At 72.9% G+C, this 14,904-nt stretch carries 16 protein-coding genes and 1 tRNA gene; 7 read left to right on the top strand and 10 right to left on the bottom strand.

Features of this window, described 5'->3' with window-relative positions; all coding sequences use genetic code 11:
• Positions 1–44 precede the first annotated feature (44 nt).
• Positions 45–3,566, top strand: coding sequence for a trypsin-like peptidase domain-containing protein (locus tag LDL48_RS07010; RefSeq protein ID WP_225254193.1), 3,522 nt, complete (start codon positions 45–47; stop codon positions 3,564–3,566).
• Here the strand turns inward: LDL48_RS07010 and LDL48_RS07005 are convergent.
• From LDL48_RS07005 to LDL48_RS06985, 5 genes are all read right to left on the bottom strand, one after another.
• Positions 3,526–4,068: a hypothetical protein gene (locus LDL48_RS07005; RefSeq protein ID WP_225254192.1), complete on the bottom strand. Its 543-nt coding sequence runs from the start codon at positions 4,066–4,068 to the stop codon at positions 3,526–3,528. The genes LDL48_RS07010 and LDL48_RS07005 overlap by 41 nt on opposite strands.
• Complete coding sequence (locus LDL48_RS07000) at positions 4,061–4,603, bottom strand: hypothetical protein (protein ID WP_225254191.1); 543 nt, start codon at positions 4,601–4,603, stop codon at positions 4,061–4,063. Before LDL48_RS07000 ends, LDL48_RS07005 begins: the two co-directional genes overlap by 8 nt.
• A gap of 12 nt (positions 4,604–4,615) precedes the next feature.
• Complete coding sequence (locus LDL48_RS06995; RefSeq protein ID WP_225254190.1) at positions 4,616–4,951, bottom strand: hypothetical protein; 336 nt, start codon at positions 4,949–4,951, stop codon at positions 4,616–4,618.
• A gap of 95 nt (positions 4,952–5,046) precedes the next feature.
• Positions 5,047–5,931: a transketolase family protein gene (locus LDL48_RS06990; protein WP_225254189.1), complete on the bottom strand. Its 885-nt coding sequence runs from the start codon at positions 5,929–5,931 to the stop codon at positions 5,047–5,049.
• Entirely contained in the window at positions 5,928–6,611 is a 684-nt protein-coding gene (locus LDL48_RS06985) for a thiamine pyrophosphate-binding protein (RefSeq protein WP_225254188.1), read from the bottom strand. The genes LDL48_RS06990 and LDL48_RS06985 overlap by 4 nt, the downstream gene beginning before the upstream one ends.
• Positions 6,612–6,656: 45 nt before the next feature.
• Between LDL48_RS06985 and soxR the strand changes: the two genes are divergently transcribed.
• Positions 6,657–7,097 carry a redox-sensitive transcriptional activator SoxR gene (soxR, locus tag LDL48_RS06980; protein ID WP_225254187.1) on the top strand — a complete coding sequence of 147 codons (441 nt, stop codon included), beginning with the start codon at positions 6,657–6,659 and terminating at the stop codon, positions 7,095–7,097.
• A gap of 10 nt (positions 7,098–7,107) precedes the next feature.
• Here the strand turns inward: soxR and LDL48_RS06975 are convergent, their stop codons facing one another.
• Positions 7,108–8,082, bottom strand: a complete 975-nt coding sequence (locus LDL48_RS06975) for an NAD(P)H-quinone oxidoreductase (RefSeq protein WP_225254186.1) — start codon at positions 8,080–8,082, stop codon at positions 7,108–7,110.
• A gap of 117 nt (positions 8,083–8,199) precedes the next feature.
• On the opposite strand from LDL48_RS06975, the gene LDL48_RS06970 reads away from it, so the two are divergent.
• Positions 8,200–8,287, top strand: a tRNA-Ser gene (locus LDL48_RS06970).
• Between the two features lie 166 nt (positions 8,288–8,453).
• Here the strand turns inward: LDL48_RS06970 and LDL48_RS06965 are convergent.
• Positions 8,454–9,128 carry a hypothetical protein gene (locus LDL48_RS06965; protein WP_225254185.1) on the bottom strand — a complete coding sequence of 225 codons (675 nt, stop codon included), beginning with the start codon at positions 9,126–9,128 and terminating at the stop codon, positions 8,454–8,456.
• 502 nt (positions 9,129–9,630) lie between these two features.
• On the opposite strand from LDL48_RS06965, the gene LDL48_RS06960 reads away from it, so the two are divergent.
• Positions 9,631–10,047, top strand: coding sequence for a YciI family protein (locus LDL48_RS06960; protein WP_225254184.1), 417 nt, complete (start codon positions 9,631–9,633; stop codon positions 10,045–10,047).
• On the opposite strand, the gene LDL48_RS06955 is transcribed toward LDL48_RS06960, so the two are convergent.
• From LDL48_RS06955 to LDL48_RS06945, 3 genes are read right to left on the bottom strand one after another with little or no spacing between them, the layout of a single operon-like run.
• A complete protein-coding gene (locus tag LDL48_RS06955) occupies positions 10,031–10,543 on the bottom strand; it encodes a P-loop NTPase family protein (RefSeq protein ID WP_225254183.1) in 513 nt (170 codons plus the stop codon). The genes LDL48_RS06960 and LDL48_RS06955 overlap by 17 nt on opposite strands.
• Before the next feature lie 24 nt (positions 10,544–10,567).
• Positions 10,568–11,794 (bottom strand): RNA polymerase sigma factor, encoded by a 1,227-nt coding sequence (locus LDL48_RS06950; RefSeq protein ID WP_225254182.1) that lies wholly within the window; start codon positions 11,792–11,794, stop codon positions 10,568–10,570.
• Positions 11,791–12,132: a YciI family protein gene (locus tag LDL48_RS06945; protein ID WP_225254181.1), complete on the bottom strand. Its 342-nt coding sequence runs from the start codon at positions 12,130–12,132 to the stop codon at positions 11,791–11,793. The genes LDL48_RS06950 and LDL48_RS06945 overlap by 4 nt, the downstream gene beginning before the upstream one ends.
• A gap of 411 nt (positions 12,133–12,543) precedes the next feature.
• Between LDL48_RS06945 and LDL48_RS44415 the strand changes: the two genes are divergently transcribed.
• The 3 genes from LDL48_RS44415 (at position 12,544) to LDL48_RS06930 (ending at position 14,890) form a co-directional block, all read left to right on the top strand.
• The gene (locus tag LDL48_RS44415; protein WP_225254180.1) at positions 12,544–13,311 is read left to right on the top strand and encodes a C40 family peptidase; all 768 of its coding nucleotides are present in this window, start codon (positions 12,544–12,546) and stop codon (positions 13,309–13,311) included.
• A 42-nt stretch (positions 13,312–13,353) separates the two neighbouring features.
• Positions 13,354–14,001 (top strand): GNAT family N-acetyltransferase, encoded by a 648-nt coding sequence (locus tag LDL48_RS06935; protein ID WP_225254179.1) that lies wholly within the window; start codon positions 13,354–13,356, stop codon positions 13,999–14,001.
• Positions 14,002–14,359: 358 nt separating this feature from the next.
• Positions 14,360–14,890, top strand: coding sequence for a YbhB/YbcL family Raf kinase inhibitor-like protein (locus LDL48_RS06930; protein ID WP_225254178.1), 531 nt, complete (start codon positions 14,360–14,362; stop codon positions 14,888–14,890).
• Positions 14,891–14,904: the final 14 nt, after the last annotated feature.

The following is a 14,904-nucleotide window of genomic DNA, read 5'->3' as shown; positions in this document are numbered from 1 at the left end:
ATCGTCCCGGGACGGTCAGCACGGGTGACGGCTCGAGGGGGCCCATGGCGTTTTCGGCGACCACCGCCCTCGACCGCGTCCGCCAGGCCACGGTGCACGTCACCTGTGCCCGGAGCACCGGGACCGGCTTCTTCATCGACCGCCACATCATCCTGACGTGTGCGCACGTGGTCGCGGGCGCCGGGCGGCGGGACCGCGACGCCGAGGGGCGCATCCGGGTCCGCATCCGGGTCAACGAGCAGGACGTGCCCGGCGTGGTGCTGGACCGGTTCCCGCGCGGCGGCGCGGCCCGGGGCGCGTACCCCTTCCCCGATCTGGCGTTCATCGGCCTGGACGCGAACATCGACCACCCGGTCGCCGAGACCCGGTCGCTGCTGCTGCAGCACAGGCAGAACCAGGACGCCGAACTCATCGCGTACGGCTTCAACCGCACCGGTCCGGTCGGCAGCGCGGCGGTGGACGTCGTCCGGATGGCGGTCCAGGGACCGAGCGGGCCGTACGTGAAGGCGAGTGTCGAGACCGGTGTGGTGTCCGGCATGAGCGGGGCGCCGATCGTGGACCGGTCCACCGGGCTGGTGTGCGGGATGCTCAAGTTCTACGACTTCGAGCAGGAGGCCGCCTGGCTCATCGACGCGCTCGACTTCGAGAAGCGCCTGGACCACATCCGTTCCCTCATCGGGCGGTTCCAGCCCCGGAAACCCACGCTCTACCTGCCGGAACCGGGCAGCCCGCTGCACCGGATGCTGCTCGCCCAGCGACGGGTGGCCGAGGAACTGCCGTACCGGGTCGTCGAGGGCGAGGTGCCGCTCTCCGACGTCTACGTCAAGCAGCGCGCCGAGGCGTGGCGGGCGGAACGCAGCCGGGCCCTGGTGCGCGGCGTGGCGGCGCCGGTCGAGCCCTCGGTCATCCCGGCCACCGAGATGCTGAACCGGCATCGCAACGCGCTCGTGGTCAGCGGACCGGGCGGCGGCAAGTCGACGTTGCTGCAGCACCTGGTCGCCGAGTCGGCGTCCTGGTGGCTGCAGCCGGAACAGCCCGGAGAGGGCGAGGAGCCGCCGATCGGCCCGGTGGTGGCGATCCGGTGCGCGGCCACCCGGCTGCTGACCGGACGGGGCTGGTTCGACTCGGTCGCCGAGGCGGTGAACGCGGACCTGCACGGTTTCCTCGCCACGTCGGTGACCGCCTCGCTGTTCGAGCGACAGCCGACGCCGGGCGTCGACTGGCTGATCCTGATCGACGGCCTGGACGAGGTCTTCGACGCGGACAAGCGGGCGCGGCTGATCAAGATTCTGGCCCAGCACATCGCCACGTACGGCACGCAGGCCCGGTTCGTGGTGTCCAGCCGGGTGCTGAGTGCGACGGAGTTCTCGAACCTGCGTGCGCTCGCCGCGGGCGTCGACCAGGTCCACCGACTCGGCGAGTACAACCTGCGCCCGTTCGACCGGGTGACCGTGGAGCGGTTCGCGGACCGCTGGTACCGGCTGCGCGACCCGGCCTTCGCGGAGCAGCGCCGGGACAGCTTCCTGCACCAGGTCGACCGCCACCGGATGATGCCGATGGTGCGGATACCCCTGCTGTGCACGATCGCCGCCGACGTGCACCAGCACCATCCGGACGAGGATCTCCCCAAGGGACGGACCGGCCTCTACCGGCGGTTCGTCGACACCCTCCTGAAGGGACGGCAGACGTTCCCGGACGTCCGCACCAAGCTCCGGCACCAGCTGCAGGACCTGGGTGCCGATGCGGAGGAGTTCGGTGAGCGGCTGTTCAGCCTCCGCCGCCGGTGCGTGACCCACCTGGCCGTCCAGCGGCTGGCGCACGACCGGCAGCCGAGCATCGGGGCGGTACGCGCCTGGCTGGCCGCCGAGGGGGTGGGCGTCCCGGACGACGTCACCGACCAGCACCTCACGGATGCGTTGCTGAGCACCGGTCTCATCGTGCACCGGGGCGACGGCCTCGAGTTCACCCACCAGAGCATCGCGGAGTACCTGTACGGCCTGGAACGGGCGAGGGACCTCGACGGCGAATGGTGGCTCGCGCAGGTCCGGGCGCACGGGGCGACCAGCACCGCGCTGTTCACGATCGGTGCCTATGCCGACGCCGGGAACGACGCGGTGCCGGTGGTGCGTGCCCTGGCCCACCCCGGCCCCGATCGTCAGTACCCGGAACTGGCCGAGCTCGCCGCCGTGCTCGCGGACGGCTCCGCCGAGGCGCCGGACGGCCGGGAACTGGCCGACCTCACGATGGAGGCGGTGGAGAACGCCGCCGCGGAGCCGACCCAGACCCTGCGCGCGGTGGGCCAGGCCGCCCGGGCCGTGCTGCACCGGGCACCGGACACCACCCGGCTGGTCGGCCTCATCACCAACCCGGCGACCCCGGAACCCAAACGGATCGAGATCGCCACGGTGCTGCTCGCCGACGGCGACCCGGCGACCCGGCAGCACGGGTTGCGGGTGCTCTCCCAGCTCGCCTACGGCGGCGGGCGGCCGCCCGAGGACCGGCTGCCCGCCCTGCGCGCCCTGGCCGAGACCGGGGACGACCGCGAGCGGCGGAGTGCCCTGCAGCACCTCACCGCGATCAGCCGGAGCGGGTCCGAGCCGCATCTCCGCGTCGCCACGATGGCCATCCTCGTGCACGTCGGTGAACCCGCGGACGCGCTGGTGGCCATGGCCGGGCGCCTGGTCGACCCGAGCCTGGAGGGCGCCCGCCTGCAGACCATGACCAGCGAGGTGATCGCGCTCGAGGACCTGACCGCGGAATGGCTCGCGACGGAGGCGGTACGGCCGAACTCGGAACCCACCCGCAGCCGGCGACCCGCGATCGCCGGTGTCTGGTCGGCGCCCCGCACCCTCACGGCGGTGGAGCGCAGGGAGAAGAACCGGGCGGCGTACTCGCTGGTCGGACGCGCTGTCGTGCTGGCCGGCCTGGTACGCGCGGACCGCCTCGAGGCCGCGATGTCGGCCCTGATGCACGACCGGTCGATCAGCTGGGCCGTGCGGCAGGATGCGGCCCGTTCGCTGGACGCGGCCGGGCTGAGCCACGTCGGGTCCGATCTACTGCTCAACGACACGGAGCGGCCGGCCACGCTCCGGTTGATGGCCTGGTACGTCAAACGCCGGGTCCGCGACCCCACCGGCGCCGACGCCATGCTCCGGGCGCTGGTCCGCAATGCACGGGTCGAACCGGCCGCCCGGTTGTGTGCCCTCGGCACGCTGGCGACCCGGGGCCCGTCGGGCGCGACGTTCCTGGCGAACGTCGCCAAGGACCCGTCCGTGGAAGCCACGTTCCGGATCGAGGCCGCCGCGGCGCTCGGCCGGCAGACCGGTGCGATGGACCGGGCGAGGACGCTGCTCGGCGACCTGGCCGGGGACGACGGCCTCGGGCGGCGGGCGCGGTACCTGGCGATGGCGGCGCGTGCCTGCCTGGTGCTGGCTCCGATCACCGACTATCTGACCCATGGGGACCGGCTGACCCACACGATCGAGGAGCGCCTGTGGGAGCCGCTGCAGCGCGCCTGGGCGGACCTCATGACGAAGGTCGGCCGAACACCAGATCCGTTCCGATGACCTGGAGGTCGCCGCCCAGGGCGGTGACCGCGCTGAGCGGACTGCGGCACCACAGGGAGGCCGGCGCCCGCTCGCACGTGACCTCGTGCCCGGCCCAGAGCAGCCCGGCGAGGAGCGCCCAGATCACCAGCCGGTGCGTCTGCCGCAGGGTGTACACGCCGGCGGCGAGCCGGGGCACCGTGGCCCGGGTCCGGCGGACGGTCCCGCCGGCCAGGTCGCCCACCGTGAAGAACAGCATCGGCGGCCGTACCCGCAGCGGCCGGAACGGCAGCGTCAGGGTGGCCTGCACCACCAGCAGCGCTATGCACATCGCCGTCACCAGCCCGGACGCGAACCGGAGGCCGATCTCGGCGACCAGCCACGGCACGAACCGGCGGACGAGCCACCGGACCGTGTAGTAGGCGATCAGCAGGGCCGTCGCGAACCAGGCGTAGCGTCGCCAGTCGTCGGCGGTGCGGGAGGAGATCCAGTCGACGGCCCATCCCGCCGCGTCGTCAACCATCGATGCCCGCCATGGCCGGTGGTTCCTCGCCGAGCGACACGACGGTGCCCCGGATCGACGACACCTCCAGGCCGTCCGCGCGCACCCACGTCGGTAGCGCCTCGGATCGCAGGGCCCGGTCGAGCTGTGTGCCGTCCTGCCAGGCCACCTTGCCGACCGCGGCGTCGATCGCGGCGCCGAGGTGGTGCGGCAGCACGGCCATCACGTCGACCAGGTGGGACTCGACGACGAACCGCGGGTCCACGATCCGCCAGCAGAAGGACACGAGCAGGCTGACCGTGGTGCCGGTGGAGGTGCTGGTCACGTCGTGATGCATCTGGCTGTCGTGGGGCGCCGCGTCCACCACGTACAACCGGCTCGGCCGGATCAGCCACAGCTCGCCGAGCGTGAAGCCGCCGGCCGGCCAGAAGAACCGGTCACCGCGGCTCAGGTAGACGTGCACCGCGCCCGGCACCCGGGCCGGCCGGCGCCAGGGGAAGCGCGGCAGTTCCTCGATGTGCAGGATCGGGTTGTTCTCGTCTCCCGGGAGCAGCATGGCCGGCGCTGCTCAGAACCGGCCCGCCAGATAGTCCGACACGGAACGCCCGCCGTATGCGACGTCGCGCCCGGTGCCGCCGTCCGACGGTGGTTTGGCGCCGTTCACCGCGGCCGAGAACAGCAGCGGGAACGCCGCCCCCATCACCGCCACCTGCAACGCCGACTGCTCCTGATCCCATCCGAAGAGGACCGCGCCGCCGCCGAGCAGCACCTGGAAGAGGGCGGCCACCAGCTCCCAGCCGCGCGGCGGTTTCCCGGCCCGGATCGCCGGGAGTGCGCGGATCACCTCCGCCAACAGCGCACCGACGATGCCGATCAGCATGGTGGGCACGAAGCCGTGGATCATCCGACCTCCTCGGGGTGCGCTGCCAAGGCAGAGCATACGGGGGAGGCCGGGCTCCGGCGGTCCGCGGAACGGTGCCCGGCGGCCGGACGACCGGCCTAGCGTCCATCGAGGAATGCGCCGATCGACCGGCGCAGGCCGGCCGGGTCCAGGCCGTGGGTGCGTGCGTGATCCGCGATGCTGCCGTAGTGCCGGACCTCGGTCCGTCCCACGCCGAGGTGCAGCGCCCGGTGGGGCACGTCGGCGAGCGCCTCCGCGACCGGCCGGCTCGACGTGCCGGACAGGTACGGCTCCACCACGATCACGTCCCGGTTGACCAGGGCCCGCAGCCCGTCCGCGTCGAACGGCCGTGGCGTCGCCGTGTACCCGACCGTGACGTCCATCCCGGCGACCGCGTCGAGCACCGGATCGAGCATCGGACCGACCGCCAGCACCACCGGCGCGCCCGCCCAGCCGCGGCGGAGCACCTGCAGCCTGGTCCCGGTCCCGTACGCCCGCTGGTTCTGCTGGGCGGAAAGTCGTACGTACACCCGGTCGTCGGTGCGGGCCGCGGCGCGCAGCAGCGGCGGGACCTCGTCCGGGTGACCGGGCACGTGCACGGTCCAGCCGTCCAACGTGTCCAGCAGCGCCACGTCGCCCGGCGAGTGATGGGTGTAGCCGACGTTCGACCCGTCGTACGAGCCCCCGATGCTGACCAGCACCGCGCCCGCGTCCTGGTGCCCCAGGTCCAGCTTGATCTGTTCGTAGGTCCGGTCGATCACGAACGGCGCGTACGAGTGCACGAACGGCCGCAGCCCGGTGAGCGCGAGCCCGCCGGCCACCCCGGTCATCAGCTGTTCCCGGATGCCGACGTTCAGCACCCGGTCGGGATGCCGGCGCATGGCCGGGGCCAACGCGTCGGCGGAGATGTCGGCGAGCACCACGGCGGTCCGCGGGTCCTCGTCCAGCAGCGCGGTGGTGGTGGCGACGAACGTCTCCCTCATCGGCCCTTCCTTTCCACGGTGGCGATCACGACGTTGGGCCGGTCCGGATGCCGGGCGGCCAGGGCGTGGGCGAGGGCGTCGTGGTCCCGGCCGTCCACGATGGAGGCCGGCCAGCCGAGGAACCGGGCCGCGATGCCACCCGGCCAGCCGTGCGTGGCGGACTGGTTGTCGATCACGATCGCGGTGAGCGGCAGCCGGACCGCGGCGGCGTACGCGATCGCCTCGTGATTGGCGCCCTCGTCGAGTTCCGCGTCGCCGAGCAGGACGAACGTCCGGGTGTCCAGGAAGCCCTGGGCGCGCAGCCCCAGTGCGGTGCCGACGGCCAGCCCGAGGCCGTGTCCGAGCGAGCCGGTGCCCACCTCCACCCCGGGGATCAGGGTCCGGTCCGGGTGATGGCCGAGGCGGCTGTGCCGCCCGCCGAGATCGTCCAGCCAGTCCTCGCCGATGAAACCTTTGGCCGCCAGGACGGCGTAGTAGGCGGCCGGCCCGTGCCCCTTGGAGAGCAGGAACCGGTCGCGGTCCGGCGCGTCCGCGGTGTCCGGGGTGATGCGCAGGATCCGGTCGTAGAGCACCCAGAGCACATCCAATGTGGAGTTGGCGCTGGGCGCGTGCTTCTCGTCGCCGGTGAGCCGGGTCAGCAACGACCCGAGCACGTCGGTGTTGGCAGTCGTCGCGGTCATGTGGCTAGCCTGCAAGTTAAAGCTCACTTCAACTCAAGGGGTGCCATGGAGACGCTCGCCATAGGTGATTTCGCGGCCCGCAGCGGCGTCGCGCCGTCCGCCCTGCGCTACTACGAGAAGGAGGGGCTGATCCGGTCCACCCGGACGACCGGGAACCAGCGCCGGTACCACCGGTCGGAGCTGCGCCGGGTGGCGTTCATCCGGATCGCCCAGCAGGTCGGTGTCTCGCTGGACGAGATCCGCGAGGCGCTGGCCTCCCTGCCGGAGAACCGCACCCCCACCAAGGCGGACTGGTCCCGGCTCTCCGCCCGCTGGCGTCGCCGCCTGGACGAGCGCATCACCCTGATGGAACGGCTGCGGGACCAGCTCACCGGCTGCATCGGCTGCGGCTGCCTGTCGATGCAGCGCTGCAAGCTGATCAACCCGAGCGACCGGATGGCCGAGTTCGGCCCCGGTCCGCGCACGCTGCTGGCCCCGATGGAGTGACCGGCTCCGGTCAGGGCAGGAGCAGGATCTTGCCGAGGTGGTCGCTCGCCTCCATCCGGCGGTGCGCCGCCGCCGCGTCCGGCATCGGCATCGTGGTGTCGATGACCGGACGGATCGCGCCCGCGTCGACCAGCGGCCACACCCGCTCGCGGACGCCGCGGACGATCCGGGCCTTGTCCGCGGCCGGCCGGGCCCGCAACGTGGTCGCCGAGATCGACCCGCGTTTGGCCATCAACGCGTTGAGGTCGACCTCGCCTCGGCGCCCGCCCTGCAGGCCGATCACCGCGATCCGCCCGTCCGGCGCGAGCACGTCGACGTTGCGGGCCAGGTACTTCGCGCCGATGATGTCGAGCATCACGTCGGCCCCGCGGCCGTCGGTCACCTCGCGGGTCCGGGCGACGAAGTCCTCCTCGGTGTAGTCGATCGCCACGCTCGCACCCAGCGCCAGCAGGGCGTCGTGCTTGGCCGCGCGCGCCGTCACCAGCACGGTCGCCCCCAGCGCCGTGCCGAGCTGGATCGCGAACGTGCCGATCCCGCCGCCGCCACCGTGCACCAGCAGCGTCTGCCCGCGGCGCAACCGGGCGATGTCCACCACGTTCGACCAGACCGTGCACGCCACCTCGGGCAGCGCCGCCGACTCCTGCACCGACATGCCCTGTGGCACCGGCAGCAGCTGCCCGGCCGGCACCGCCACCTGCTCGGCGTAGCCGCCGCCGGCCAGCAGCGCACAGACCCGCTCGCCCACCCGGTGCCCGTCCACCCCGGGGCCGACGGCGGTGATCACACCGGAGCACTCCAGCCCCGGATACGCCGGCGCGCCGGACGGCGGCGGGTAGGCGCCCCGGCGCTGCATCAGGTCGGCCCGGTTGACCGCCGCTGCGGTCACCTCGATCACCACCTCGCCTCGGTCCGGCGCGGGATCCGGCACCTCCGCCCAGCGCAGCACGTCGGGGTCGCCGGGCCGTTCGATCACGATCGCGTGCATGACCTCAGTCTGTCGGTTCCCCGGCGTGCGCGCCGACCGGATCACCGGCCCTGTGCACAACGTCGCGCCGGGGCACGGCCGGGTGCACGGGTCTGGCAAACTGGGCTCTGCGGCACGGGAGGGCTCGCCTAGTGGCCGATGGCGCCGGTCTTGAAAACCGGTGAGGCGTTCCGCGTCTCCGTGGGTTCGAATCCCACGCCCTCCGCCCGGCAGAACCCCCGTTGACCAGCAGAACCATCGGTCAGCGGGGGCACTTCGTGCGCAGCTCCGCAGCAGGCCCCGCGGACGTGGCGGCGAGCCTGGTGGATGCGGGATGACCGCCCCTGGACGCTGCGGCTGACGATCGTACGCAGTCGTGCCGGTCCTGATCGCTAGTCGGTGCAGCGCTGGTTCTCGGAGCTCAGTGCCAGGTAGCTGACCTTGCCGTCCTCGATGTCGATCTGGTACCCCGCGTTGCTGTTGCCCGGTACCCGCACGGCGCCCTCCCCGGAGGCGCTGTCCCCCAGGATGAATTCCCAGTCCGGGTAGGCGCGGCGGACCGCGCTCACCGAACTGCCGAGCCGGATGCCCTCCGGCGTACGGACGGTGCCGTACAGGGCGATGTAGGAGACACCGCGGCTGGGGTCGATGAAGACCGTCGCGCGGCTCGTGCCCCGCACCTTCGAGACGCCGCAGCGGGCCAGGTAGTCGGCGACCTCGTACCCCTCGAGCAGGCCGGTGGCCTCCGCCTGCTTGCGGGTCATGCCCAGCTTGAGCGGGCCGAGGCCGGCCGGCCCGAGTGTCCGCGGCGGGCTGGTCGTGCGCACCGGTCGCGTGGTGGCCGTCGGCGGGGACGACGTCGGCCGCGATGCCGGTGCACTCGTCACCGCCGCCGTCCCGGCCGGCGCCGAGGCGGCCGGGCTCGGGGCGGCCAGGCTCGGAGAGGCCGACGCGGCGGGTTGCCCGCCGGCCGGCACGGCGTCCCCCGCCACCTGCTCGACGCCCGCACTGCATCCGGTCATCAGTACCGCGCTGATGACCGCCCCGGTGATGGTGATCGCTCGCATTGCCTGTCCCTTCGTCGCTTGTGGATCTGTCTACGCCGGTGCGGTGCCGGCTACGTCAGCTCACCCGGCCGCAGGGCGAGTCGCCCGCGAACGGATGCTCGATGGCGCGGCGGGTAACGGGTCCGTAGATTCCGTCGGCGGTGACGCCGGCCGACGACTGGGCCCGCCTCAGGGCCGTCTCCGTCGTGGTGCAGGTCGGCCGCGCGGCGGAGGCCGGGCCGGCGGAGAGCGAAACCGTAGCCGGACCACGGCTGCCGCCAGCAGGACCAGTACCACGGCGGTACGGCGCTGACGAACAGAGAGCGTAAACATGGGAATCCGTTCCGTGAGAGACGTGGGGCCCTGTCATCTGGTCCGATGCCGCACCCGGGGCCGCCGTTCTCGTACGCGGATAACGAGCCGATAACGCCCAGCGGTGCCGGCGGTGTCGAGAACGCGTCGCCGGCTCCGACCTCCGGGTGGATGCGTCACCGTGCGGGCGCAGTGACAGGGCGGAGCCGACATGACGAAATACCTGCTCACGGTGGGCTTCGGCGGCAGCGTGACGGATGTCGGAATGACCGGATGGACGCCCGCGGAGATCCGGGCGCACCTCGATTACCACGCTGCCGTCAACGACCAGCTCCGGGCGAGCGGCGAGCTGCTGGAGACGCTGGCGCTGACCGGTCCGGAACGGGCCAAGGTGGTGACCGCCGGGGCGGGCACCGAGCCGACGGTCAGGGACGGACCGTTCGCCGGGTCCACCGAGATGCTGGCCGGTTACCAGCTGGTCGACGTGGAGTCCGAGGAGCGGGCCCTGGAGATAGCCGCGCAGGTCTCCCGGGTGCCGGGTCCGGGCGGCGTGCCGTTGCAGCAGCCGGTCGGGGTGCGCCGGGTGATGGACGCCGCGGACGTCGAGATGCTCATTCCGGACGCCTGAGCCGGGCGTCCGTCTCGGCCGGCCGGCGCAGCCGGATCACGGTGAGGTGCGGATGGGCGGCGATCAACCGGCCGGTCTCCGCCCGGCGCCGGCGGTGGTCGCGCAGCGCGGACCGGAGCGGATGGTCGCGGCTGAACCACTCGCGGTACGCCTCGACGTTGCCGTTGAAGATCCGCTCGCGGCGCAGGGTCCGGCGCGCCGAGCGCCGGAACAGCCGGGGGAGGACGGTCCGGAGCGGATAGTCGAGCCAGACCACGGTGTCCGCGCGGGCCCACAGCAGGGCGCGTACCCGCCGGTCGCCCCAGGAGTCGAGGACCCACGCGGGCCGGGCGGCGATCCGGGCGACCTCGTCGGGGTACGCCGGATCGGGCTGCCAGCCGGGCCGGAACATCAGCTGGTCCAGTTCGTGGAACGGCAGCCCGTGTGCCGCGGCGATCCGGCGTGCCGTCGTGGTCTTGCCGGCTCCGCTGTTGCCGATCACGAGCACCCGGTGCACCGCCGGACCGTAGCACCGCGCGATTCACCGCAGCGTCTCCCGGGCGCGGAGCAGGAACGCCCGCTCGGCCGGGTTACGGGTGCGGTCCGCGGCCGCCGCGTAGGCGTCGGCGGCCTCCACCGGGCGGTCCAGCCGGCGCAGCAGGTCGGCGCGTACCGCGTGGGTCAGGTGGTACCCGTCCAGGTCGAGCCGGTCGACCAGGGCCAGCGCCGCGGCCGGACCGGCGACCTCGGCGACCGCCACCGCCCGGTGCAGCGCCACGACCGGGCTCGGCGTGAGCGCGCCGAGCTGGTCGTACAGCGACAGGATCGCCTGCCAGTCGGTGGCCGCGGCGCTCGGCGCGGCGCTGTGCACCGCGTTGATCGAGGCCTGCAGCTGGTACGGGCCCGGCTGGTTGCGCCGCACCAGCCGGCGGACCAGGTCCTGCCCCTCGGCGATCAGCGCCCGGTCCCAGCGGCTGCGGTCCTGCTCGGCGAGGCGGACCAGCGCGCCGTCCGGCGTGGTCCGGGCCGGCCGGCGGGCGTCGATCAGCACCATCAGCGCCAGCAACCCGAGGACCTCGGGCTCGTCCGGCATCAGCGCGGCGAGCAGGCGCGCCAGCCGGATCGCCTCGGCGCTCAGATCGTCGCGGACCAGGCCGGTGCCGGACGTGGCCGCGTACCCCTCGTTGAAGATCAGGTAGAGCACGGCCAGGACCGGCCGCAGCCGGTCCGGGAGATCGGCCTCGCCGGGTATCCGGTACGGGATGCCGGCATCCCGGATCTTCTTCTTGGCGCGCACGATCCGCTGCGCCATCGTGGCCTCCGGCACCAGGAAGGCCCGGGCGATCTCCGGGGTGCCCAGGCCGCCGAGCAGACGCAGGGTGAGCGCGACCTGGGCGGGCTGGGCGAGCGCGGGGTGGCAGCAGGTGAAGACCAGGCGCAGGCGGTCGTCCGGCACGGGTCCCTCCTCGTCCGGGGCGTCCGGGGCGGCCAGCAGCGCGGCCTGTGCCTCCCGGGTGTCGCGGCCGGCCTCGCGGCGCAGCCGGTCGATGGCGCGGTTGCGGGCCGTGGTGATGATCCAGCCGGCCGGGCTGGGCGGCAGACCGGCGACCGGCCAGTGCCGGGCGGCGGCGGTGAACGCGTCCTGCACCGCCTCCTCGGCGTCGTCGAGGTCGCCGAGGAGACGGGTGAGGACCGCGACCGCGCGCCCGTACTCGGCGCGGAACACCCGCTCCAGGTCGGCCGGCGCGGCCGGGGTCCGCCCGGTCATCCGGCGAAGGGCCGGACCTCGATGGGCAGCCCGGTCGCCTCGACGATCCGGCGGCCGTAGGCCAGCGCCGCGTCGAGGTCCTCCAGCCGCAGCACCCAGAGGCCCCCGACGAACTCCTTCCCCTCGGTGTACGGGCCGTCGGTGACCAGCACGTCCGGGCCGTGCGGCCGGAGCACGGTGGAGGCGTCCGGCTGGTGCAGCCCGCCGGTGAAGACCAGCGCTCCGGCGTCGGTCAGGTCCTTCCCGATGGCGGCCAGCTTCTGCATGATCGGGCCGAGCGTCTCCGGCTCCGGTGCCGCACCGACGGGCTGCTGGATGGCGAGTAGGTAGGTCTTCATGGCACTCCTTCGTCGTGTGTCCTTCCTACCCTCCACACGAACGCGACCGCCTTCGATCGACACCTGCGCCGAGATTTCTTTTGAAGAATCGCCGGGTTAATTATCCGAATCCACCCCATCGGCACGGTAATCATGTGTTGGCATGGTCGACGGAATTACCGAAGTCGTCCGGGTTCCCATTGCCGTCCCTCAAAGGCCGGCGCTGGCAGTAAATGGGATTCGCGTGAGTGCCCCGGACCTAACACGGAGGCCGAACTGTCTCGTCCGTCCCCTCGTCGCGTCCTGACCGCGGGTGCACTCGCACTCGCCGTCATCGCGCCGAACGTCGATTCGTCCGAACGTCAGTCGGAAGCCGGCACGGCAATGCCGTCGAGCAGTCCCGCGGAGGCGCGGACGCCGCAATTCGAGCCCGTGACGGCGTGGTCCGAGCGCGTTTCCCGGGTATCGCGCTCCGGCGCTCGTGGCCCGTACACGGTGCGGCCCGCCGGGGTGCGGCCGGCCGCCGCGGCGGTCAAGCAGGCCGCCCGGCAGGCGGCCGGACGGCAGCGGGCGACGATCGCCGCGGTACGCCGGGCAGCCCAGCAGCGCCGCGCCGAGCAGCGTGCCGCCGAACGCCGTGCGCAGGCCCGTCAGCTGGCCGAACGCCGTGCCGAACAGCGCACCGAGCGCCGGGCCGAGCGCCGGGCCGAGCGCCGGGCCGAGCGCCGGGCCGAGCGCCGGGCGGAGGTGCGCCGGTCGGTCCAGCGGGGTGAGCGCGGCGAGCGCAACAGCCGTACCGTGGTCCGCCGGACGCAGGTCCGCAAGTCGACCAAGCGGTACCGCACGCGGGGGTCGTCCGCCGGGGTGTCCGGCCGCATGGCGGCCGTGGTGAGCTTCGCGCGGTCGCAACTCGGAAAGCGTTATGCGCCCGGCGGCGACGGACCGAATGCGTTCGACTGCTCCGGATTCACCAAGCGTGCCTACGCCCAGATCGGCCTTCGGCTGCCACATTCCTCGGGCGCACAGGCGGCTCGGGCGCGGGCTATTCCACGCTCCGCGGCACGCCCCGGCGACCTGGTCGTCGGACGGGGTCACGTGGGTGTGTACATGGGCCGCGGAATGATGATCGACGCGGGTAACCGGCGCACCGGAGTGGTCTACCGGAGGCTCTACGCGGGGCTGCACATCGAGCGGTTCTAAATCGCGTGACCGCGGGCCGGACGGCGGACCAGAATCATCGGCGTGATCGCCGACCACTGGCCGTTGTTCGGCCTGCGCCTGCTGACCCCGCGCCTGGAACTCCGGGTTCCGGACCACGACGACCTCGGTGCGCTGGCGGATCTCGCCGCCGCCGGCATCCACGACCCGCAGCGGCAGCCGTTCGTCGCCGCCTGGACCGACGGCCCGCCGGAGCAGGTGGCCCGGAGCGTCCTGCAGTGGCAGTGGCACCAGTGGTCCCGCTGGTCGCCGGAGGGCTGGGAGCTGGCGTTCGTGGTCGTCGCGGACGGGCGGGTGATCGGCACCCAGTCGGTGGGCGGCAACCGGTTCGCCGCGCTGCGGGAGGTCGGCACCGGCTCGTGGCTGGGGCGGGGAGATCAGGGCCGGGGGTACGGCACCGAGATGCGCGCCGCCGTCCTGGAGCTGGCCTTCGACGGGCTGGGCGCGGTGTACGCGACCTCGGAGGCGTTCGCCGACAACGAGGCGTCGTACCGGGTGTCGCGCAAGCTGGGCTACGCCGACAACGGGGTGGAGCGCCACCTGGTGCGGGACCGGCCCGCACTCGGCCGGCGACTGCGACTGGACCGGGCGGCGTGGCTGGCGCACCGGACCGTGCCGGTGACCGTCACCGGGCTGGCCCCGTGCCTGCCGATGTTCGGTCTGCCGGCCTGAGCCCGCCTGCCGATGTTCGGTCTGCCGGCCTGAGCCGGCCGCGGCGAACGGCGTCCCGGCCCACACAGCAGTCGGCACCCGACCACTAGGCGGGTGCCGACTTGCTGGCCACCGCCGGAACGGCGGCCCGATCGCAACCAGGCGCGGGGATCTCCTGCCACGCACACCCGGTCGGATGTCTGACACCACTATTGCCCGCGTCACGCCTGGTCATGCACACCGGATGTGCGTTTTTCCGGTAGAGCGGTCCGCCCGCCGCAACCAGATGGTAAGAGGTAGGACATCTCGCCCGGTTACGGTCGGTCGTTTCGGGGAATCCAGCTGAGGTTCTCAGCGACCTGCCGGAAGGACACACAGCATGAGTCTCGATCGCCCCGTTGCTCCGGATCCGTACGATCTCCTGCCGTCCGTGCCGTCCTTCACGGTGACCAGCAGCGACGTGACCGACGGCCAGCCGTTCGACGACCTGTACGCGCATCCCAGCGTGGGCGGCAAGAACCTCTCGCCGCAGTTGGCCTGGTCCGGCTTCCCGGCGGAGACCCGCGGCTTCGTGGTGACCTGCTTCGATCCCGACGCGCCGACCGGCAGCGGCTTCTGGCACTGGTCCCTGGTCAACCTGCCGGTGTCGGTCACCGAGCTGGAGCGCGGCGTCGACCCGCTGCCGGAGGGCGCGTTCTGCGTCCGCAACGACTACGGCGACCTCTGCTACGGCGGTGCCGCCCCGCCGCCCGGCGACCGGCCGCACCGGTACGTCTTCGCGGTGCACGCGCTCGACGTCGACCGCCTGGAGGTGCCCGAGCAGGCGTCGCCGGCGTACGTCGGCTTCAACCTGACCTTCCACACCCTGGCCCGGGCCACCATCCGGCCGACCTTCCAGGTGCGTGGCTGACCGCTGCCGGACAC

This window comes from Jidongwangia harbinensis (assembly GCF_020216025.1).
Taxonomy (GTDB): Bacteria; Actinomycetota; Actinomycetes; order Mycobacteriales; family Micromonosporaceae; genus Actinoplanes; species Actinoplanes harbinensis.
The sequence above is the reverse complement of the archived record's forward strand: the minus strand, read 5'-3'. Positions and strand labels throughout refer to the sequence as shown.